The sequence below is a fragment of the Pantoea sp. MBLJ3 genome (assembly GCF_000816655.1).
Taxonomy (GTDB): Bacteria; Pseudomonadota; Gammaproteobacteria; order Enterobacterales; family Enterobacteriaceae; genus Pantoea; species Pantoea eucalypti.
The window spans coordinates 1,248,419-1,268,377 of record NZ_JSUT01000005.1 but is presented as its reverse complement, the minus strand read 5'-3'; the positions used below and the strand labels follow the sequence as shown (position 1 = coordinate 1,268,377).

At 55.7% G+C, this 19,959-nt stretch carries 16 protein-coding genes; 9 read left to right on the top strand and 7 right to left on the bottom strand.

Annotated features, from left to right (window positions below; all coding sequences use genetic code 11):
- Positions 1–206: 206 nt before the first annotated feature.
- Positions 207–386: a hypothetical protein gene (locus tag NP77_RS12235; protein WP_039660303.1), complete on the bottom strand. Its 180-nt coding sequence runs from the start codon at positions 384–386 to the stop codon at positions 207–209.
- 216 nt (positions 387–602) lie between these two features.
- On the opposite strand from NP77_RS12235, the gene ytfQ reads away from it, so the two are divergent.
- The 4 genes from ytfQ to yjfF all read left to right on the top strand — a co-directional run bounded on the left by ytfQ (position 603) and on the right by yjfF (position 5,148).
- On the top strand, positions 603–1,559 hold the full coding sequence (gene ytfQ, locus NP77_RS12230) for a galactofuranose ABC transporter, galactofuranose-binding protein YtfQ (RefSeq protein ID WP_008926228.1): 957 nt from the start codon (positions 603–605) through the stop codon (positions 1,557–1,559).
- 76 nt (positions 1,560–1,635) lie between these two features.
- Complete coding sequence (locus NP77_RS12225) at positions 1,636–3,156, top strand: sugar ABC transporter ATP-binding protein (RefSeq protein WP_008926229.1); 1,521 nt, start codon at positions 1,636–1,638, stop codon at positions 3,154–3,156.
- Positions 3,149–4,165 (top strand): galactofuranose ABC transporter, ATP-binding protein YtfT, encoded by a 1,017-nt coding sequence (ytfT, locus tag NP77_RS12220; protein WP_008926230.1) that lies wholly within the window; start codon positions 3,149–3,151, stop codon positions 4,163–4,165. The genes NP77_RS12225 and ytfT overlap by 8 nt, the downstream gene beginning before the upstream one ends.
- Positions 4,162–5,148 carry a galactofuranose ABC transporter, permease protein YjfF gene (gene yjfF, locus NP77_RS12215; RefSeq protein WP_003853433.1) on the top strand — a complete coding sequence of 329 codons (987 nt, stop codon included), beginning with the start codon at positions 4,162–4,164 and terminating at the stop codon, positions 5,146–5,148. The genes ytfT and yjfF overlap by 4 nt, the downstream gene beginning before the upstream one ends.
- Positions 5,149–5,191: 43 nt before the next feature.
- On the opposite strand, the gene NP77_RS12210 is transcribed toward yjfF, so the two are convergent.
- From NP77_RS12210 to NP77_RS12200, 3 genes are all read right to left on the bottom strand, one after another.
- On the bottom strand, positions 5,192–5,659 hold the full coding sequence (locus tag NP77_RS12210; RefSeq protein WP_039660300.1) for a GNAT family N-acetyltransferase: 468 nt from the start codon (positions 5,657–5,659) through the stop codon (positions 5,192–5,194).
- A gap of 588 nt (positions 5,660–6,247) precedes the next feature.
- On the bottom strand, positions 6,248–7,747 hold the full coding sequence (araA, locus tag NP77_RS12205; protein WP_039660298.1) for an L-arabinose isomerase: 1,500 nt from the start codon (positions 7,745–7,747) through the stop codon (positions 6,248–6,250).
- A gap of 203 nt (positions 7,748–7,950) precedes the next feature.
- Entirely contained in the window at positions 7,951–9,654 is a 1,704-nt protein-coding gene (locus tag NP77_RS12200; RefSeq protein WP_039660297.1) for a ribulokinase, read from the bottom strand.
- A 365-nt stretch (positions 9,655–10,019) separates the two neighbouring features.
- Between NP77_RS12200 and NP77_RS12195 the strand changes: the two genes are divergently transcribed.
- From NP77_RS12195 to NP77_RS12175, 5 genes are all read left to right on the top strand, one after another.
- Positions 10,020–11,003, top strand: coding sequence for an arabinose ABC transporter substrate-binding protein (locus NP77_RS12195; RefSeq protein WP_003853437.1), 984 nt, complete (start codon positions 10,020–10,022; stop codon positions 11,001–11,003).
- 99 nt (positions 11,004–11,102) lie between these two features.
- On the top strand, positions 11,103–12,623 hold the full coding sequence (gene araG / locus NP77_RS12190; protein WP_003853438.1) for an L-arabinose ABC transporter ATP-binding protein AraG: 1,521 nt from the start codon (positions 11,103–11,105) through the stop codon (positions 12,621–12,623).
- A 12-nt stretch (positions 12,624–12,635) separates the two neighbouring features.
- A complete protein-coding gene (gene araH / locus NP77_RS12185) occupies positions 12,636–13,619 on the top strand; it encodes an L-arabinose ABC transporter permease AraH (protein ID WP_003853439.1) in 984 nt (327 codons plus the stop codon).
- A 76-nt stretch (positions 13,620–13,695) separates the two neighbouring features.
- Positions 13,696–14,613, top strand: a complete 918-nt coding sequence (gene araC, locus NP77_RS12180; protein WP_003853440.1) for an arabinose operon transcriptional regulator AraC — start codon at positions 13,696–13,698, stop codon at positions 14,611–14,613.
- Between the two features lie 79 nt (positions 14,614–14,692).
- The gene (locus NP77_RS12175; RefSeq protein WP_003853441.1) at positions 14,693–15,739 is read left to right on the top strand and encodes an oxidoreductase; all 1,047 of its coding nucleotides are present in this window, start codon (positions 14,693–14,695) and stop codon (positions 15,737–15,739) included.
- A 295-nt stretch (positions 15,740–16,034) separates the two neighbouring features.
- Here the strand turns inward: NP77_RS12175 and add are convergent, their stop codons facing one another.
- From add to malX, 3 genes are all read right to left on the bottom strand, one after another.
- Positions 16,035–17,030 carry an adenosine deaminase gene (gene add / locus NP77_RS12170; RefSeq protein WP_003853442.1) on the bottom strand — a complete coding sequence of 332 codons (996 nt, stop codon included), beginning with the start codon at positions 17,028–17,030 and terminating at the stop codon, positions 16,035–16,037.
- 143 nt (positions 17,031–17,173) lie between these two features.
- Positions 17,174–18,346 (bottom strand): MalY/PatB family protein, encoded by a 1,173-nt coding sequence (locus tag NP77_RS12165; RefSeq protein ID WP_039660296.1) that lies wholly within the window; start codon positions 18,344–18,346, stop codon positions 17,174–17,176.
- Between the two features lie 16 nt (positions 18,347–18,362).
- On the bottom strand, positions 18,363–19,952 hold the full coding sequence (gene malX / locus NP77_RS12160) for a maltose/glucose-specific PTS transporter subunit IIBC (RefSeq protein WP_003853444.1): 1,590 nt from the start codon (positions 19,950–19,952) through the stop codon (positions 18,363–18,365).
- Between the last annotated feature and the right edge of the window lie 7 nt (positions 19,953–19,959).

Sequence of the window (19,959 nt, the reverse complement as noted above, 5' to 3'; positions counted from 1 at the left end):
CCGAAAATCAGACAAAATCACCTTATTAGTCACTAAAAGTCCATATTCCTCGTTCTGATTATGCACGATGTTGGTAACTCAGCGCCTTAGTTTACTACGTCAGCCTGACTGGTTCGGGTTACTGCGGCAATTAAACGTTAAAAATAAGCAGCACAATATTATTTTTTATTCCATTTGACCCTGACAGCACATGAATACCTTATTTATTACACTTTAACCGCAGGAAATTTAACCGTTAAATAACGAATGCCATAGAAACGTTTCGCGCCTGATTCGTCTTCATCATCGATTGTGCGGACAATCACAAATCCCATTTTTTGTTCACCGCAAACCGGATAACCCGTTTTGTACGCCTGCCTGTAATCGTTTCCAGTGGCATTAAACATAAGCGATTCTGTTTATTACATTTATTTAACCGGCATTGTAATTTTACTCAGCGATTTTATCCATAACACCCCTGTTGGAAAACTGCTCGCTCTGCACGTAACTCCTTTAAATTGCTCTGTTTTGTGAAGTGTGTCGCCATTATGCACGCTTTTTTAGTCCAGTCTAAGCAGGCTCTCTACCCTAAACAGCAAACGCCTTTCAGAGGATTAAAAACTATGTGGAAACGTTTACTTCTGACCACGCTGGTCAGCGCCGCGTTAACCGGCCCGGTACTCGCTGCTGATATGACGGTCGGCTTCTCGCAGGTCGGTTCAGAATCTGGCTGGCGCTCAGCGGAAACTAACGTAGCGAAAAGCGAAGCCAAAAAACGCGGAATCACCCTGAAAATCGCCGACGGACAGCAGAAACAAGAGAATCAGATCAAAGCCGTGCGTTCGTTCATTGCTCAGGGCGTTGATGCCATCTTTATCGCGCCTGTGGTACAGACCGGCTGGGAGCCGGTACTGGAAGAAGCCAAAGATGCCAAAATACCGGTTTACCTGCTGGATCGCGCCATCGTGGTGAAAGACAAATCGCTCTATCAGGCGGTGGTGACAGCTGACAACGTGCTGGAAGGCAAGCTGATTGGCGACTGGCTGGTAAAAACCGTAGGCGACAAAAAATGTAACGTGGTCGAACTGCAGGGCACGGTCGGTGCCAGCGTGGCAATCGACCGCAAGAAAGGCTTTGCCGAGGCAATCAGCAACCACCCTAACATTAAAGTGATCCGTTCTCAGTCCGGTGACTTTACCCGCAGTAAAGGTAAAGAGGTGATGGAGAGCTTTATCAAGGCGGAAAACAACGGCAAAAACATCTGCATGGTTTACGCGCATAACGATGACATGGCGATCGGTGCCATTCAGGCCATTAAGGAAGCCGGCCTGAAACCGGGCAAAGATATTCTGACTGGCTCAATTGATGGCGTACCGGATATCTACAAAGCGATGCTGGCGGGTGAGGCTAACGCCAACGTGGAACTGACGCCAAATATGGCGGGTCCGGCGTTTGATGCGCTGGAAAAATTCAAAAAAGATGGCACGCTGCCGCCAAAAGTGATCAAGACCGAATCGAAGCTGTTCCTGCCTGCTGATGCACAGGCGGAGCTGGATAAGAAAAACGGTATGGGTTACTGATTCACCGACCCGTCAAAGACCAGCCGCAGACCGCCCTCCGGGGCGGTTTTTCATGACGTAAGGCGGAGTGAGCAGAATGACCACGCAAAATGAAACACCGCTGCTATCCATCAGCGGCATTAGCAAAGGTTTTCCCGGCGTCAAAGCGCTGAATAATGTTTCCTTTGATATACGCAAAGGGGAGATCATGGCGCTGCTGGGCGAGAACGGTGCCGGTAAATCCACGCTGATTAAAGTGCTGACCGGTGTTTACAGCCGCGACGCCGGCACCATTACACTGAACGGCGAGCCGATTACACCGCACAATACGGCGCAGGCGCAGGAGATGGGTATCGGCACCGTTTATCAGGAAGTGAATATGCTGCCGAACATGTCGGTGGCAGATAACCTCTATATAGGGCGTGAGCCGCGTCGTTTTGGCATGATTGACCGTCGGAAGATGGTGCGTGATGCCGATGCGCTGATGCGGAATTACGGTTTTTCCCTTGATGTCACGCGTCCGCTGGGCCACTACTCGGTGGCAATGCAGCAGATTATTGCCATCTGTCGCGCGGTCGACCTTTCTGCTCAGGTGTTGATCCTCGACGAGCCAACAGCCAGTCTGGATGCCAGTGAAGTCGAGATGCTGTTTACCCTGATGGCGCAGTTAAAAGCCAAAGGGATGAGCCTGATTTTTGTGACCCATTTTCTTGACCAGGTGTACCGAATTACTGACCGGATTACCGTGCTGCGTAACGGGCAATTTATCGCGACTCGTGAGACCGCCACGCTGCCACAGATTGAACTGATTAAGCTGATGTTAGGACGTGAACTGCTTGAGACGGCGTTACAGCGTCAGGGCAGCACGCTGCGCAGCAATCAGCCGGTGGTGTCATTTGAAGATTACGGCAGAAAGGGCACCATTGAGCCTTTTAACCTGGCTGTGCGTCCCGGTGAGGTGGTGGGACTGGCGGGGCTGCTGGGCTCAGGCCGCACCGAAACCGCAGAAGTGTTGTTTGGTATTCGTCGCGCCGATCGCGGAACCGCGAAGATCAAAGGTAAAGTGCAGCGTATTACCAACCCGGCGAAAGCCTCACAGCTTGGCATGGGGTTTTGCCCGGAAGATCGTAAGACAGACGGGATTATTGGCGCGGCCTCCGTGCGCGAAAATATTATTCTGGCATTGCAGGCGCAGCGCGGCTGGTTACGGCCCATTAAAAAACGCGAGCAGCAGGCGATTGCCGATCGTTTCATCAAAAGTCTGGGCATTCGCACGCCGCACGCTGAGCAGCCGGTAGAGCTGTTATCGGGTGGCAATCAGCAGAAGGTGTTGCTGTCGCGCTGGCTGGTGACCAAACCGCAGTTTTTGATCCTCGACGAGCCGACGCGCGGTATTGATGTGGGTGCGCACGCCGAGATTATCCGTTTAATCGAATCCCTTTGCGCCGATGGTCTGGCGCTGCTGGTGATCTCCTCTGAACTCGAAGAGCTGGTCGGTTATGCCGATCGGGTGCTGATCATGCGCGATCTGAAGCAGGTGGCAGAAATTCCGCTGGAGCAGCTTTCGGTGGCGTCGATCGTGAATGCTATCGCGGACGGAGGGGCAAAACATGCTTGAGTCACCTATGACATCTGAAAAAACGCCACGTCGTAAGCTGAAACTCCCGCCGGGGATGCCGCAAATCGCCGCGCTGCTGTTGGTGCTGTTAATCGACAGTCTGGTGGCCAATAACTTTTTTGCAGTGCATCTGCAGGATGGCCGTCTGTTCGGCAGTCCGATCGATATTCTTAACCGTGCGGCACCGGTTGCCCTGCTGGCGATAGGGATGACGCTGGTGATCGCGACTGGCGGCATCGATCTTTCCGTAGGGGCGGTGATGGCGATAGCGGGCGCAACGGCCGCCACACTGACCGTCGCCGGGCACGGTGTGCCGTTTATTATTCTCTGCACGCTGGCAACCGGTTTAGCCTGTGGTTTGTGGAACGGGGTGCTGGTGGCGCTGCTGCGTATTCAGCCATTTGTTGCGACGCTGATTCTGATGGTTGCCGGGCGCGGTATTGCTCAGCTGATTACCCAGGGTCAGATTGTGACGTTCGACAGTGACAGTCTTGGCTGGTTTGGTAACGGCTCGCTGTGGATGTTGCCGGTGCCGGTCTGGATCACGCTGGTGGTCGCGCTGGCCGTCTGGCTGCTGACGCGCAAAACCGCGCTGGGTCTGTTTATCGAAGCGGTGGGGATTAACCTGCGCGCTGCCCGCAATGCGGGTGTGACGGGCTGGCTGGTGGTGATGTCCACCTACGCGATCAGTGGCGTCTGTGCGGCAGTGGCCGGGCTCATCGTCGCGGCGGATATTCGCGGTGCAGATGCCAATAACGCCGGTTTGTGGCTGGAGCTGGACGCGATTCTCGCCGTGGTGATAGGCGGTGCATCCCTGATGGGTGGCCGTTTTAATCTGGTGCTGTCGCTGATTGGTGCGCTGATTATTCAGTCGATGAATACCGGGATTCTGCTCTCCGGCTTCCCGCCTGAGCTGAATCAGGTGGTGAAAGCGGTGGTGGTGATGTGCGTGTTGTTACTGCAGTCACCGCGATTTATTGCGATGTTAAAACGGAGGCGTCCGACATGATTAAACGTCATCTTCCGCTGATGATTACCTTGCTGGTGTTTGTGGCGGGTTATCTGTTTTGTCTGAGTCAGTTTCCGGGTTTTGCTTCTACCCGGGTAATTTGCAATATCCTGACCGATAACGCGTTCCTTGGCATTATCGCCGTCGGCATGACTTTTGTGATTTTATCTGGCGGTATCGATCTGTCGGTCGGCGCAGTGATTGCTTTTACCGGTGTGTTTCTGGCGCGGGCAATTGGTGATTTCCATGTCGATCCGCTGCTGGCCTTTGCGTTGATTCTGTCAATGGGCGCGCTGTTTGGTGCCATGATGGGCTGGTTGATCGATGCGCTTAAGATCCCGGCGTTTATTATTACGCTGGCAGGAATGTTTTTCCTGCGTGGCTGTTCTTATCTGGTGTCTGAGAACTCGATTCCTATTGATCATCCGCTTTATACCATGCTTTCCAGTCTGGCGTGGAAAGTGCCGGGTGGTGGGCGTCTGAGCCTGCTGGCCGTGATTATGCTGGTGGTGGTGATTGGCGGGATTATTCTGGCGCACCGCACGCGCTTTGGTAATCGGGTTTATGCTATTGGCGGGAATCTGACCTCCGCTCAGCTGATGGGTGTTTCAACCCGTGCGACCACCATTAAGATTTATATGCTTTCCACCACGCTGGCGACGCTGGCTGGCATCGTGTTCTCGATCTATACCTCGGCAGGTTATGCGCTGGCCGGGTTGGGTGTGGAGCTGGATGCGATTGCATCGGTGGTGATTGGCGGCACGTTGTTGTCGGGTGGTGTCGGTACGGTGCTGGGTACGCTGTTTGGTGTGTTGATTCAGGGGCTGATTCAGACGTGGATTAATTTTGACGGCACGCTGAGTTCGTGGTGGACCAAGATCGCCATCGGGATTCTGCTGTTTGCGTTTATCGCGCTGCAGCGGTTACTGACGGTGATCTGGGATCGTCAGCAGAACGCACCGGTTAAACGCATCCCAACCTGAGTATTGCGTATCCCGGTTAATGGCGGCTCTCAGGAGCCGCCTTTTACTGCGCCAGATGCAGGACCATCACCGTGACTTCTTCTCCCGCTATGTGCCGCTGTTCCACCGCCTGCCATCCTGAACGCTGATAGTACGCCTGCTGATCGGGAGTATAGAGCCAGAGTTCACTAATTCGCTTTTGTCTGGCCCGCGCAATTACCTGCTGGATCAACGCGTTTGCTACGCCCTGACCGCGAAATTTTTTGTCCGTCACCACTTCACCCATCCAGTATTCTCTTGCCGGGATGTCGTCCAGTTCATAGCGGATGACGCTACAGGTCGCGATGACCGTTTCGCCATCCGGCGTGGCAACAAGGGTAAATTCCGCCGAGCCTGTCTGGTTCCTTTGGTGTAAATGCGCAAGGATGGTGGGTTGATGTGACCAGGCTGGATGATGTGACCATTCAGTGTGCAGCAGTTGTGCTGTTTGTCTGGCGTAGTCGGGATGTTGGTTCAGATCGACAACTTGCATGGCGCTGGCTACCTTCGTTTTGTCAGTCTACAAGCAATACAGGCTGGTGGGGGAAAGTGCAAGATGATGAAAGAGTTGAGTTTTAGCAAAGAGACCGGTGCTCTCATGTATTACCGGGAAAACAATCGCTATTGAATGTTGATGCAAGGTCAGGAAATGACTGCCTGATCGCAAAGGATTCCCGCATCCCTGCGGATCGGCCGCGCCATCCCTGGCGCGGACGCTTTGCTCTTCAGGCATACCATTCCTTCCCGGTTGGGCTTGATCATTGCTGTAATGGACAGTGCGAGATTGAAAGAATGGAGTGCACAGTTGCAGCGAAATGGGACTTTCGCAGTAAGGGCTTTTATTACATGCTGAGCTTTTGAATATTCGCAAAAATGCAAAATTAAGGAGGGGATGGCGGGCAGTGGAGTAAAGCGTCCGCCGCAGGGACGCGGCGGCCGAGCCTACAGGGATGTATTTACGGCGACTTTACGGAACGCCCGCCATTCCCGACTGAATAGCACGAACCTGCAAACAAACGGCGCTTTATCGATCCTGAATTGATTTCTTTTCAGAACCCCTAAAGCGCCGTTTAATCACTTATTAACGTTTCAGACGGTAGTACGCTTCGTTCCAGCGCAGCGCGTCTTTAAACGCAGGCAAGGTGGTGTGCTCATCAATCACCAGCACTTCAATATCGTTCATCTCACCGTACAGATACATATCCTCCAGCGTCAGCGCCTGGCTGAACACCGTATGGTGTGCACCGCCGCCCAGAATCCATGCTTCAGAGGCGGTCGCCAGTGATGGCTGCGCTTTCCACAGTGCGCGCGCAACCGGCAACTTCGGCAGCGGTTTCGGCTGTTCGATAGCATCCACCACGTTAACCAGCAGACGGAAACGGTCGCCCATATCGATCACGCTGGCGTTAACCGCACGGCCCGCTGGGGTGGAGAAAATCATACGCGCCGGATCGGCTTTATCACCAATGCCCAGGAACTGCACATCGATCAATGGTTTCTCTTCAATGGCAATTGACGGGCAGACTTCCAGCATGTGCGAGCCAAGCACTAAATCGTTGCCTGGTGAGAAGTGATAGGTGTAATCCTCCATAAAGGAGGTGCCACCTTTGCGGTCACCGGCCAGCACTTTGAAGATGCGCAGCAGGGCAGCGGTTTTCCAGTCGCCTTCGCCGGCGAAGCCATAACCCTGACCCATCAGACGCTGAACCGCCAGACCGGGCAACTGCGTCATGCCGTGCAGCGTCTGGAAGTTAGTAGTAAAGGCGTGGCAGCCTTCTGCTTCCAGAAAACGCTTCAGACCGAGTTCGATGCGTGCAGCATCCAGCACGTTCTGACGTTTCTCACCGCCAGATGCGGCGACATCGGTAAAGCGATAAAGACTTTCATATTCGTCGATCAGCGCATTCACGTCGCCATCGCTGACGCCATTGATCACCTCAACCAGATCGCCAACGCCCCAGCCATTCACTGAATAGCCGAACTGAATCTGCGCGGCGACTTTATCGCCTTCGGTTACGGCCACTTCACGCATGTTGTCGCCAAAGCGAGCGACTTTCAGCTGCTGGCTGGCCTGTTTAGCCAGTGCTGCACGCATCCAGTTGCCCAGGCGCTGCTGGCTGGCGCTGTCTTTCCAGTGACCTGTCACCACGCTGTGCTGCAGACCCATGCGCGCGCCGATGAAACCGAACTCACGGCCGCCATGTGCGGTCTGGTTCAGGTTCATAAAGTCCATGTCCATGCTGTCCCACGGGATCTCGGCATTGAACTGGGTATGGAATTGCAGCAGCGGCTTATTCAGTACGCTCAGGCCGCCGATCCACATTTTGGCCGGGGAGAAAGTGTGCAGCCAGGTAATGATCCCAACGCACTGCTTGTCATAATTAGCATCGCGACACAGGGCCAGCGCTTCATCCGGTGACTTCACCAGCGGTTTCAGCTCCAGACGCAGTGGTAAACCGGCCTGATTTAAACCCTCGACGACCTGACGTGCATTCTGTTCAACCTGGCGTAACGTTTCCGCCCCATAGAGATGCTGCGTGCCGATAACAAACCACACGCTGTAATTGTTTGACTGTTCCATAAAACCACTCCTTCACTTAGCGCCTACCTGATAGGCTATTTTATTTGTCATTCCGAACCTGGGCAGCGCTCACACAGGCTGCTTTAGCAACCTGAACGCCCGTCAGGGCGGCCCTGAAGGGGCGAGCGCAGCGAGTAATCCTCACGTACGCCCTCTACGCTCCGGTTGCTCCGCACTGTCCGTGTCCAGACTGCCTGCAACAATTACGCCTGATGGGAGAGGCTCGTCGCGGAAGCGGGGCGGGCGGCGTATTGCGGTTCAGCCGTCACGCACCATTGTTGATAGCGTTGATACAGTTGTTGATAGCGGGCAACGCGCGCCGGATCGGGCTGCAGCGTCACGGCAATCGGACTGGCCATGACCTGCTGAGCATCCGGGACGCTGGCGTGAACACCGGCGGCAACGGCGGCGAAAATGGCCGCACCCAATGCACAGCACTCGTCAGAGGCGACGATATCCAGTGGCCGGTTCATCACATCGCAGCAGGCCTGCATAATCGCCGGAGATTTTCGCGCGATGCCGCCGAGAGTCAGAATGCTCCCGACCGGGATCTGCTGCTGCTCAAAGCACTCCATAATGGCGCGCGCGCCAAACGCGGTTGCTGCGACCAGACCACCAAACAATGCAGGGGCATCAGTGCCCAGATTCAGGTCGGTAATCACCCCTTTCAGACGCTGATTTGCATTCGGTGTGCGGCGCCCGTTAAACCAGTCCAGTACCACCGGCAGGTGATCGAGCTGCGGATTGGCAGCCCAGGCCTCGGTTAAATCCTTAATCAGCGTTTTTTGCATCTCAGCCAGCTGAGGCTTCAGTTCCGGATGCTGCTGCGCCGCCAGCTGTAATGGCCAGCCCAGCAAACGGCTGAACCAGGCGTAGATATCACCAAAGGCAGACTGACCCGCCTCCAGTCCGATAGCGCCAGGTACCACGCTGCCATCAACCTGACCGCAGATGCCTTTGATATCGCGATCGCCGACCTTTTCTGCGTCAGCAATCAGAATGTCGCAGGTTGAGGTGCCGATGACTTTTACCAGCGTATAAGGTTTAGCTCCGCCGCCTACCGCGCCCATGTGACAGTCAAACGCGCCACCGGAAAGTGTCACGGTCTGCGTCAGACCAAGACGCTGCGCCCATTCCGGGCTGAGGGTGCCCACCGGCATATCAGCGGTCCAGGTGTCAGTAAACAGCGGGGAGTCGAGCTGCTGCGTTAACAGCGGGTCGAGCGCATTCAGGAAATCGACATCGGGCAGGCCGTTCCAGTCGCCGTGCCACAACGCTTTATGTCCGGCGGCACAACGGCCGCGACGCAGCTTATCTGGTGCGGTGGTGCCGCTTAACAGGGCGGGCACCCAGTCGCACAGCTCCACCCAGGAGACGGCGGCTTCGCGCACAGCCGAATCTTCACGCGACACGTGCAGAATCTTCGCCCAGAACCACTCCGAAGAATAAATGCCGCCGATATAGCGGCTGTAATCCTGGAAGCGGCCACTGTGGCAAAGCTGATTAATCTCTTCCGCTTCTTCTATAGCCGTGTGATCTTTCCACAACACGAACATCGCGTTGGGGTTCTCAGCGAACTCCGGACGCAGCGCCAGCACGTTGCCGTCGCGGTCAATAGGCGCCGGGGTAGAACCGGTGCTGTCAACGCCAATGCCGACCACGGCGTTGCGCTGATCTTCACTCAGTGCATTCAGAACGCCGAGCAGCGCCTGCTCCATAGCGTCAATATAATCCTGTGGATGGTGGCGAAAACGGTTGGTGTGCGGATCGCTGTATAAGCCCTGTTGCCAGCGCGGATAGCTGAACACCGCACTCTGCAGCTCTTTGCCGCTATGACAATCCACGGCCAGCGCACGCACCGAATCACTACCAAAGTCCAGCCCAAGGGTGATGGCTCCAGCACGCATCGGAATCTCCTGTAGTTAGTTAACGCCTTTATCCTGGGTTCGGTGCGCCAAATCAGTTAGTCATGGCTGGCTGACAATATGCACTTTTCTGTCATCGGCAGTGATTTTGTGATCCATTGCATAAGTTAAGGACCGGTTAAATTTGCTGAATATATGGATGATTTTGCCGTGATTTTAAGATGTGATACCGCTCTACATTTTTCTTCGCTAATACCGCTAAAACTAGCCCAGCGTCTGGACACTCTGTCAGCACATGCCAGCCTAACGCACTGATTTATGGCTGTACCCACAAAACAAAACTTACTGGTAGCGTTTACACCGATTCGTTATTAGCAGCGAAAAATAACCTGGTACCGGAGAGCATCATGCATAAATTCACTAAAGCATTCGCGGCCATCGGCCTGGCAGCGGTTATGTCACAATCCGCTATCGCCGAGACCATGAAGCTGGGTTTTTTAGTCAAGCAACCAGAAGAACCCTGGTTCCAGACTGAATGGAAATTCGCCGATAAAGCGGGCAAAGATCTTGGCTTTGATGTCATTAAAATTGCCGTGCCGGATGGTGAAAAAACCCTGAATGCCATCGACAGCCTGGCGGCGAACGGCGCAAAAGGTTTTGTCATCTGTACGCCCGATCCAAAACTCGGTTCCGCCATCATGGCAAAAGCGCGCGGCTACGGCCTGAAAGTCATCGCAGTGGATGATCAGTTCGTCACCGCCAAAGGCAAGCCAATGGATACCGTGCCACTGGTGATGATGGCGGCCACTAAAATTGGTGAGCGTCAGGGTCAGGAGCTTTATAAAGAGATGCAGAAACGCGGCTGGGATGTGAAAACCACCGGCGTGATGGCCATTACCGCCAACGAACTCGACACCGCTCGTCGTCGTACTGGCGGCTCAATGGACGCGATCAAAGCCGCTGGCTTCCCGGCAGCCCAGATCTACCAGGTCCCAACCAAATCTAACGACATCCCTGGCGCGTTTGATGCCGGTAACTCCCTGCTGGTGCAGCATCCTGAAGTCAAACACTGGCTGATTGTCGGCATGAACGACAACACCGTGCTGGGCGGCGTACGTGCGACTGAAGGTCAGGGCTTTAAAGCGGCTGACGTCATCGGTATCGGCATCAACGGCGTCGATGCCATCAGCGAACTGTCGAAAGACAAGGCGACCGGCTTCTACGGTTCGCTGCTGCCAAGCCCGGATATCCACGGCTACAAAAGCAGCCAGATGCTCTACAACTGGGTCAGCAAAGGTGAAGAGCCACCTAAATTCACCGAAGTTACTGATGTGGTGCTGATCACCCGTGACAACTTCAAAACTGAACTGGCGAAAAAAGGACTGATGTAACTGTGAGCCTGCCGGGCTGTTCGTCGCCCGGCATCCTTAATAGCCCATTTCGCGTCGCCCGCCATAACCGGCCGGTGGCGCGAAAGAGTGAGGATTAACATGAACACTGATTCAGCATTTCTGTCGTTTCATGGCATCAGTAAAACTTTCCCTGGCGTGAAAGCGTTGCAGGATATCTCCTTCGACTGCCGTGGCGGTGAAGTTCACGCTCTGATGGGCGAGAACGGCGCAGGCAAATCGACGCTGTTAAAAATACTCAGCGGCAGTTATCAGCCGAGCGGCGGTGAGATTCGTATTAAAGGCAAGCCGATGAGTTTTCAGCGCACGACGGATGCACTGGACGCGGGCGTCGCCATTATTTACCAGGAACTGCATCTGGTGCCGGAAATGAGCGTGGCGGAGAACATCTATCTCGGTCAGATTCCGCACAAACATGGACTGGTCAACCGTAAGCTGATGCGTTTTGAGGCGGGCGTACAGCTGAAAAATCTCGGCATGGATATCGATCCCGATATGCCGCTGAAATACCTGTCGCTGGGCCAGTGGCAGATGGTGGAGATTGCCAAAGCGCTGGCGCGCAACGCACGTATTATCGCCTTTGATGAGCCAACCAGCTCCCTGTCGGCGCGTGAAATCGACAACCTGTTCCGCGTCATTCGCCAGCTCCGCGAGGAGGGCCGGGTGGTGCTCTACGTTTCACACCGTATGGAAGAGATTTTCGCCCTTAGCGATGCCATCACCGTGTTTAAAGATGGCCGCTACGTGCGGACGTTTACTGACATGGCGAACACCCATCACGACGATCTGGTGCAGGCGATGGTTGGGCGCAACCTGGGCGATATCTATGGCTACTCACCGCGTCCCAAAGGGGAAGTGCGGCTGGAGCTGGACAAGGTTGAAGCGAAGGGCGTGCGTACGCCAATTTCACTGAAAGTCCATGCCGGTGAAATCGTTGGACTGTTTGGACTGGTCGGTGCCGGACGCAGTGAACTGCTGAAGGGCCTGTTCGGCGGCACGCGTTTGCGTGGCGGTCAGGTCATCCTGGACGGCAAGCCACTGCCGCTGCGTGAGCCGATTGACGCCATTCGTGCCGGCATCATGCTCTGCCCGGAAGATCGTAAAGCTGAGGGCATTATTCCGGTGCACTCGGTGCGCGACAACATCAACATCAGCGCCCGCCGTCACAACCTGACTGCCGGTTGCCTGATAAAAAACGGCTGGGAAAACAAGAACGCCGACAGCCATATCCGCTCGCTGAATATTAAAACACCCAGCGCCGATCAGCTGATCATGAACCTTTCTGGCGGTAATCAGCAGAAAGCGATCCTGGGACGCTGGCTCTCTGAGGATATGAAAGTGATCCTGCTGGATGAGCCAACGCGCGGCATCGATGTCGGTGCCAAACATGAAATTTATAACCTGATTTATCAGCTGGCGAACCGGGGCATTGCGGTGCTGTTCGCCTCGAGCGATTTACCGGAAGTGATGGGCCTGGCCGATCGCATCGTTGTGATGCGTGAAGGTGCCATTGCCGGTGAACTGCTGCACGACGACGCCACGGAGCAGCAGACGCTGAGCCTGGCGATGCCCAAAACCACTCAAGCGGCCGCCGTGGCCTGACAGGAGATCATCATGGCTTCATCTACGACCTCAAATACACCGCAGCCCGCTTCACGCGGCGGCCTGCAGTTAGGTCGCATCTGGGACAACTTCGGCATGCTGGTGGTATTTGCACTGCTGTTTATTGTCTGTGCGATTTTTGTGCCGAACTTCGGCTCGTTTATCAATATGAAAGGCTTAGGGCTGGCGATGTCGATGTCCGGCATGGTCGCCTGCGGCATGCTGTTCTGTCTGGCCTCCGGTGATTTTGACCTGTCGGTCGCTTCCGTCATCGCCTGTGCGGGTGTCGTCACCGCCGTGGTCATCAATATGACGGAAAGCCTGTGGATTGGTGTGGGTGCCGGACTGGTGCTCGGCATGATCACCGGCTTTATCAACGGCTTTGTGATTGCGCGACTGAAGATCAATGCGCTGATCACCACGCTGGCGACGATGCAGATCGTACGCGGCCTGGCTTATATCTTCTCTGACGGTAAAGCGGTTGGTATTGAAGATGAGCGCTTCTTTGAACTGGGCTTTGCCAACTGGCTGGGTGTGCCCGCGCCGATCTGGCTGACTCTGGCCACCATGGTGATCTTCGGCTTCCTGCTCAACAAAACCACCTTTGGTCGTAATACGCTCGCGATTGGTGGCAATGAAGAGGCGGCGCGCCTGGCGGGTGTACCGGTAGTGCGCACCCGTATCATCATCTTTATCCTCTCCGGCCTGGTCTCAGCGGCGGCGGGCATTATTCTGGCGTCACGTATGACCAGCGGCCAGCCGATGACCTCCATCGGCTATGAACTGGTGGTGATTTCTGCCTGCGTACTGGGTGGTGTTTCACTGAAGGGCGGCATCGGCAAGATCTCTTACGTGGTGGCGGGGGTATTGATCCTCGGCACGGTAGAGAATGCGATGAATTTATTGAATATCTCGCCATTCTCACAGTATGTGGTGCGCGGTCTGATACTGTTAGCTGCGGTGATTTTTGACCGTTACAAACAGAAAAAAGCCTGATTGAGCGAGCCGTTGGCCTGCGGACGCAGAGGTGTCTGCAGGCTATCCGAACAATAACAGACTGAGTGAGGACGCTATGTATCACCGCGAATTACCGGCTGAGCAGCAAAACCCCTTGTTGCCGGGCTATTCATTCAATGCCTGGCTGGTGGCAGGGCTGACGCCCATCACTGCCGATGGTCCGCTCGATTTTTTTATCGACCGCCCGCACGGCATGAAAGGTTACATTCTGAATCTCACCATTAAAGGCAAAGGGCGGGTATTCGACGGCGAGCGGGCATTTGACTGCGAGCCTGGCGAAATGCTGCTGTTTCAGCCAAAAACCGCCCACTACTATGGTCGCGCGCCGGACAGTCCGCAGTGGTTCCACCGCTGGGTCTATTTCCGTCCGCGCGCCTACTGGCACGACTGGCTGCGCTGGCAGGATGAGCAGGAGGGTGTGGGACGACTGCTGCTGCCTGAGTCACTGCGTGGCGAATTTGACCGACTGTTTGCCAGTATCGAACAGACCCATAATTCGGGTCGGCGCTTTGCGGAAGAGCTGGCGATGAACCTGCTGGAGCGACTACTGCTACGTGCCGTTGAAGAAGATCCGCGTAGTCATCAGCTCATCCGCGATCCACGCGTAATTGAAGCCTGCCAGTATGTGACCAACCATCTTGCCAGCGAAGTGAAGATTGAAGAGGTGGCGCGTCACGTCTGCCTGTCACCGTCGCGGCTGGCACACCTGTTCCGCGAGCAGATGGGGGTCAATCTGCTGCGCTGGCGTGAAGATCAGCGCGTTATTCGCGCCAAACTGTTGCTGCAGACCACCCAGGAACCGATCGCCTCGGTAGGGCGTGAAGTGGGTTACGACGACCAGCTCTACTTCTCGCGCGTGTTTCGCAAGCGTGTTGGTGTCAGTCCCAGCGATTTCCGCCGCCGCAATCAGGACGCACACGACAGCCTGGCGGCGCAGACGGCCTGGCCCCTGGCGCGGAGTGCTATCTCTTAGTTTTTTCGGGAGATTCCGCCTTGTCCTCACCTGGTTAATAGTCTTAAATCATTCAGGTTAGCGACAAAGAGGAATCAAAATGAGCGATAAATTACGTGTTGGTCTGATCGGCTACGGTTTTGCCAGTAAAACGTTTCACGCCCCGCTGATTGCAGGGACACCGGACGTCGAGCTGGCAGCCATTTCCAGTAGCGACGCCAGCAAAGTCCACGCCGACTGGCCTGCTGTTAAAGTGGTGGCCGATCCTCAGGCGCTGCTGGACGACCCTACGCTGCAACTGATTGTTATTCCTACCCCCAACGACACCCACTTCCCGCTGGCAAAAGCGGCGCTGAACGCCGGTAAACATGTGGTGGTCGACAAGCCGTTTACCGTGACGTTGTCACAGGCGCGCGAACTGGATGCGCTGGCGAAAGCCAAAGGTTTGCTGCTATCGGTGTTCCATAACCGCCGCTGGGACAGTGACTTTCTGACACTGAAATCCCTCCTTGAGACAGGCTCACTGGGTGAAGTGCGCTATTTCGAATCGCACTTTGACCGCTTCCGTCTGGAAGTGCGTAATCGCTGGCGCGAAATGAAGGGCGCAGGCAGCGGAATCTGGTATGACCTGGGGCCACATCTGCTGGACCAGGCGCTGCAGCTGTTTGGCCCGCCGGTCGCTATTAATGTCGACCTGGCCGAGATGCGTCCGGGCGCGCAGACCACCGACTACTTCCATGCCACGCTGACCTACCCGCAGCGCCGCGTGGTGCTGCACGCCAGCATGCTGGTGGCAGCAGAATCTGCCCGTTATACCGTCCACGGCACGCGCGGCAGTTACGTCAAATATGGTCTGGACCCACAGGAAGATCGCCTGAAGTCGGGGGATTTCCCGCCGCAGGAGGACTGGGGTTATGACATGCGCGACGGCACGCTGACGTTAGTTGACGGTGATTCACTGACGGAAACTACTCAACTGACTCAGCCGGGCAACTATCCCGCTTACTATGCGGGCATCCGCGATGCGATTGCCGGACGCGGTAACAATCCGGTGACGGCGGAAGAGGCGATTCAGGTGATGGAGCTGATTGAACTGGGTCTGCAATCCGCTGAGAAACGCCAGACGATGTCGCTGAAGCGCGTCTGATCTGTAGGTGCTTAATGCAGAAAGCAGAACGGGCCGGTTATCCGGCCCGTTTTATTAGCAGCGCCAACTGCAAGACCGAGCCAGCGAAGGGAGCACGGCCAGATCGGAAAGACGCAAAAGCCGCCATCCATGGCATGCTCGGCCCTCGCCGTCCTGGCGCGGGACGCTTTCCACTTCTGACCGTGTTCCCTGCGCGTCAAGCATATGCGTGGCTGTCAGAATTGCCCGGAGTGTGTTGGGGCAGCAGAGTGACGGGCCGGTTATCCGGCCCGTTTTTTGTCGCTACGCTTCAGGATTACTGCACGCGTGCGCGGATAGCCGCTTTCTCAGCCTCGCTGAGGAAGGCAATCGTCAGACCATTCTCCTGCGCCTGACGCATCTGCGCTGCGCTCAGACCGGCAGCCGGTGCGGCGTGCTGATACTCATGCGCCAGTTCAATGCCCTGAACCGCCGGATCATCCGTGTTGATGGTCGCCAGAATGCCATGCTCCAGGAAGGTTTTCAGCGGATGCTGCGCCAGTGAGGGCACAGTGCTGGTCTGAATATTGGAGGTCAGGCAGGATTCAATACCAATCCGGTGCTCCGCCAGGAAATCCATCAGCGCGCGATCTTCGATCGCTTTCACACCGTGACCAATACGTTCAGCGCCCAGCTCCCGAATCGCCTGCCAGATGCTCTCTGGTCCAGCCGCTTCGCCCGCATGTACGGTAACGCGGAAGCCGGCATCGCGCGCCTGGGTAAAGTGGCTCAGGAACTCGCTGCCCGGGAAGCCCAGCTCATCTCCCGCCAGATCGACCCCAGTGATGTGATCGCGATGGGCAAGCAAACCTTCCAGCTCGCCGAGGCAGGCATCTTCGCCAAAGGTACGGCTCATAATACCAATCAGACGCACGTCGATATCGTGTTGCTGCCGACCTGCGCGTACGCCCTCGATCACCGCTTCGACCACACCGGCAATCGGCAGGTTGTGGGTCATCGCCATATAACCAGGGGAAAAACGCAGTTCAGTGTAGTGAATGCCGGCGCGCGCGGCATCTTCGACATTCTCCTGCGCGATCCGGCGGCAGGCATCCAGATCGCCCAACACTTTCACGCCCCAGTCGAGCTTCTGCAGGAAGCTCACCAGGTCAGGTTCATTCTCGCCGACCTGCACGTGCGGAAGCAGAGTCTCAAGCGTGGTGGCGGGCAGGGTAAGGTTAAACTGGCGACCTAAATCGAGAATGGTTTGTGCACGAATGTTGCCATCAAGGTGGCGGTGAATATCAGTCAGTGGGATTTTTGAATCGATCATGGCGCACTCGCTCAGTTGTCGGTGAAGTGCAGAGCATTATAAAAATATCTTGCGCAACAGCGCCAGCTATTTGCGCAACAGCCTCGCCGGATGCTGCTTAATTACCCATAACCAGCGAGTGAGAGCCACTTCGCCGATGGATGTCAGCCCTGCAACTGATGTATCGCCGCAATAAGGCGCGAAATGCCATCTTCAATCTTACTACGCGGACAGCCAACGTTAAGACGCAGAAACCCGCTGCCTGCGTCGCCGTAGGTTGAGCCGGGCATAATCGCCACCAGTTGCTGGATCAGCGCCTGTTGCAGTGCCTCTTCAGGAATACCCAGCGCATTCATATCGATCCAGGCGAGATAGGTCGCTTCAGGGATGTGCCAGTCAAGTCCGGGAAACTCAGTGTTGAGGCGATCGGCAACCCGCGTGAAATTGCCGTAAAGATAGCTGCGTAGCGCATCCAGCCACGGCTCGCCATGTCGGTAGGCGGCAACGTGTGCCGTGACGGCCAGCACCGCCGGAGACGAAAGGCCGTCAGCATTTTTCAGCGCCTGAAACCAGGCTGCTCTGTCCGCCGCATCCGGGATGATGCCCCACGCACCCGTCAGGCCCGGCACGTTGAAGCTTTTAGACGCCGAGGTAAACAGCGCCCAGTCACTGCGTGCCACGCTGGCCCACGGAGTATGGGGTTGATTACCCATGATCATATCCATATGGATTTCATCGCTGATCACCCGCACGCCGTGACGATCGCAGAGCGCCGCCATCTGTTGCAGCTCCGTTGTCGTCCAGACTTTGCCGGTGGGATTGTGGGGGCTGCAGAGCAACAGGATTTTGCAGCGCGGGCGCGCCAGTCGCGTCTCCAGCGCGGCCATATCACATCGCCAGCGCCCGCGATCCCGCTGCAACGGCATCTCCAGCACCTGTCGCTGATTGCCGCGTACAGTTTTATAAAAGGCATCGTAGGCGGGAGTATGAAGTACCACTTCATCATCCAGGTGACTCCAGCGACGCAGCATCTGCGCCACCATATAGATCACTGACGGGCCATAAACCAGCGTGTCAGCATCGGGCTGGTAGCCGAAACGACTGGACATCCAGTGACAGCAGGCGGAAAGAAAATCGTCATGCTGCCAGCGACTATAACCCAACACGCCGTGTGCCACGCGCTGCGCCAGCGCCTGCTGAACCGCTGGTGCTGTTCTGAAGTCCATATCGGAAATGGTAAATGGCAACAGATCGGATACGCCAAAGCGGTCAGCCACAAAATCCCACTGCGTAGACCAGCTGCCACGGCGATCGATGACTTCGTCAAAGTTAAACATTATCGGCTCCAGCGCATCATGCAGTCACATTCATCAGGTGTGACAGTTCATCTTTCACCGACTGCACCTGCGGGCCAATGACCACCTGCAGGCTGGTCTGATTGAGATGCACAACCCCAATCGCGCCGTTGGCTTTCAGCGCCGCATCGTCCACCTTACTCATATCCGCCATGGTTAAACGCAGACGTGTCAGGCAGTTGTCCAGCGAGGTAATATTCTCAACGCCGCCCAGCGCCGCCAGGATAGCCGGTGAGTTATAGCCCGATTTACCTTTACCGGCATTGCTGACCTGCTGCGCAACCGCACTGGTATTTTCTACTTCCCGGCCCGGCGTTTTGATGTTGAAGTGCAGAATGGCGAAACGGAAAATCAGGTAGTAACCGGCAAACCATATCGCTGCAACAACCGGTACCCAGTACCACTTTGTCGACAGGCCGTGTAGTACACCAAACACGACAAAGTCGATGATATTGCCATCTGTATTGCCGATAGTAACCCCGAGTATCGCCATGATGGTGAAGCCAACACCGGTCAGCAGAGCGTGGATAAGATAGAGGAAGGGGGCGACAAACAGAAACAGAAATTCGATCGGTTCAGTGGTGCCGCCGACCACGCAGGCCACTACGCCAGAGATTAACAGACCTTTAATCTTATGGCGATTCTCCGGCCGGGCGCAGTGATAGATGGCCAGGGCGGCACCAGGCAGACCACCGAGGAAGGCCGGCATTTTGCCCTGAGACAGGAAGCGGGTCGCGCTTTCAGCAAAACCGTGGGTTTCCGGGCAGGCGAGCTGCGCCTGGAAAATGGTTAACGCACCGCTGACGCTCCTGCCACACACATCCAGTGTGCCGCCTGCATCGGTAAAGCGCATGATCGCCACCAGAATATGCTGCAGGCCAAACGGCAGTAGCAGGCGTTCGCCGGTACCAAAAATCATCGGGCCAAAGTCACCCGCGCTATTAATCATCCAGCCTAATCCGGTAATGCCCCGTGCGAAAAATGGCCAGATCAGCGGCACGACCAGCCCCATTAACCCAATCACCAGCGTGGTGATAATCGGGACAAACCGGGTGCCGCCAAAAAAGGCCAGCGCATCGGGTAGTCGGATGTTATGGAAGCGCTCGTGTAGCCAGAACACGACGATACCCACAATCACCGCACCCAGTATGCCTGTATCGATCGACGGAATCCCCATGATCGGCTGAACGTTATTCGCTTTAAGCAGGGCGGCATCAGTGGTCGGCAGAATGCCATTGATATTTAGCCAGAAGTTGATGCTGAGGTTTAATACAGCATAACCCACGAAACCGGCAAACGCTGCAACACCTTTGTTCTCGCGCGCCATACCCAGCGGAATCGCAATAGCGAACATCAGCGGCAGATAGCTGAAGGCAAACGATCCCAGCTTGGCCATCCACAGAAAGAGATATTGGAGCCAGGAGTGATCAAGCACAGGTAACAGAGTCAGAACGTCATGGCTGCTCAGTGAACTGCCAATCCCGAGCATGATGCCGCAGAATGAGAGCAGGGCAACCGGCAGCATAAAGGTTTTCCCCAGACTCTGGAAAAATTCCCAGACGGACATTTTTTGGTGAGAGGGTGACATGAACGCT

Coding starts and splice junctions, on each gene's coding strand:
- NP77_RS12235 (WP_039660303.1), bottom strand. CDS start 386: ATGTTTAATGCCACTGGAAACGATTACAGGCAGGCGTACAAAACGGGT.
- ytfQ (WP_008926228.1), top strand. CDS start 603: ATGTGGAAACGTTTACTTCTGACCACGCTGGTCAGCGCCGCGTTAACC.
- NP77_RS12225 (WP_008926229.1), top strand. CDS start 1,636: ATGACCACGCAAAATGAAACACCGCTGCTATCCATCAGCGGCATTAGC.
- ytfT (WP_008926230.1), top strand. CDS start 3,149: ATGCTTGAGTCACCTATGACATCTGAAAAAACGCCACGTCGTAAGCTG.
- yjfF (WP_003853433.1), top strand. CDS start 4,162: ATGATTAAACGTCATCTTCCGCTGATGATTACCTTGCTGGTGTTTGTG.
- NP77_RS12210 (WP_039660300.1), bottom strand. CDS start 5,659: ATGCAAGTTGTCGATCTGAACCAACATCCCGACTACGCCAGACAAACA.
- araA (WP_039660298.1), bottom strand. CDS start 7,747: ATGGAACAGTCAAACAATTACAGCGTGTGGTTTGTTATCGGCACGCAG.
- NP77_RS12200 (WP_039660297.1), bottom strand. CDS start 9,654: ATGCGTGCTGGAGCCATCACCCTTGGGCTGGACTTTGGTAGTGATTCG.
- NP77_RS12195 (WP_003853437.1), top strand. CDS start 10,020: ATGCATAAATTCACTAAAGCATTCGCGGCCATCGGCCTGGCAGCGGTT.
- araG (WP_003853438.1), top strand. CDS start 11,103: ATGAACACTGATTCAGCATTTCTGTCGTTTCATGGCATCAGTAAAACT.
- araH (WP_003853439.1), top strand. CDS start 12,636: ATGGCTTCATCTACGACCTCAAATACACCGCAGCCCGCTTCACGCGGC.
- araC (WP_003853440.1), top strand. CDS start 13,696: ATGTATCACCGCGAATTACCGGCTGAGCAGCAAAACCCCTTGTTGCCG.
- NP77_RS12175 (WP_003853441.1), top strand. CDS start 14,693: ATGAGCGATAAATTACGTGTTGGTCTGATCGGCTACGGTTTTGCCAGT.
- add (WP_003853442.1), bottom strand. CDS start 17,030: ATGATCGATTCAAAAATCCCACTGACTGATATTCACCGCCACCTTGAT.
- NP77_RS12165 (WP_039660296.1), bottom strand. CDS start 18,346: ATGTTTAACTTTGACGAAGTCATCGATCGCCGTGGCAGCTGGTCTACG.
- malX (WP_003853444.1), bottom strand. CDS start 19,952: ATGTCACCCTCTCACCAAAAAATGTCCGTCTGGGAATTTTTCCAGAGT.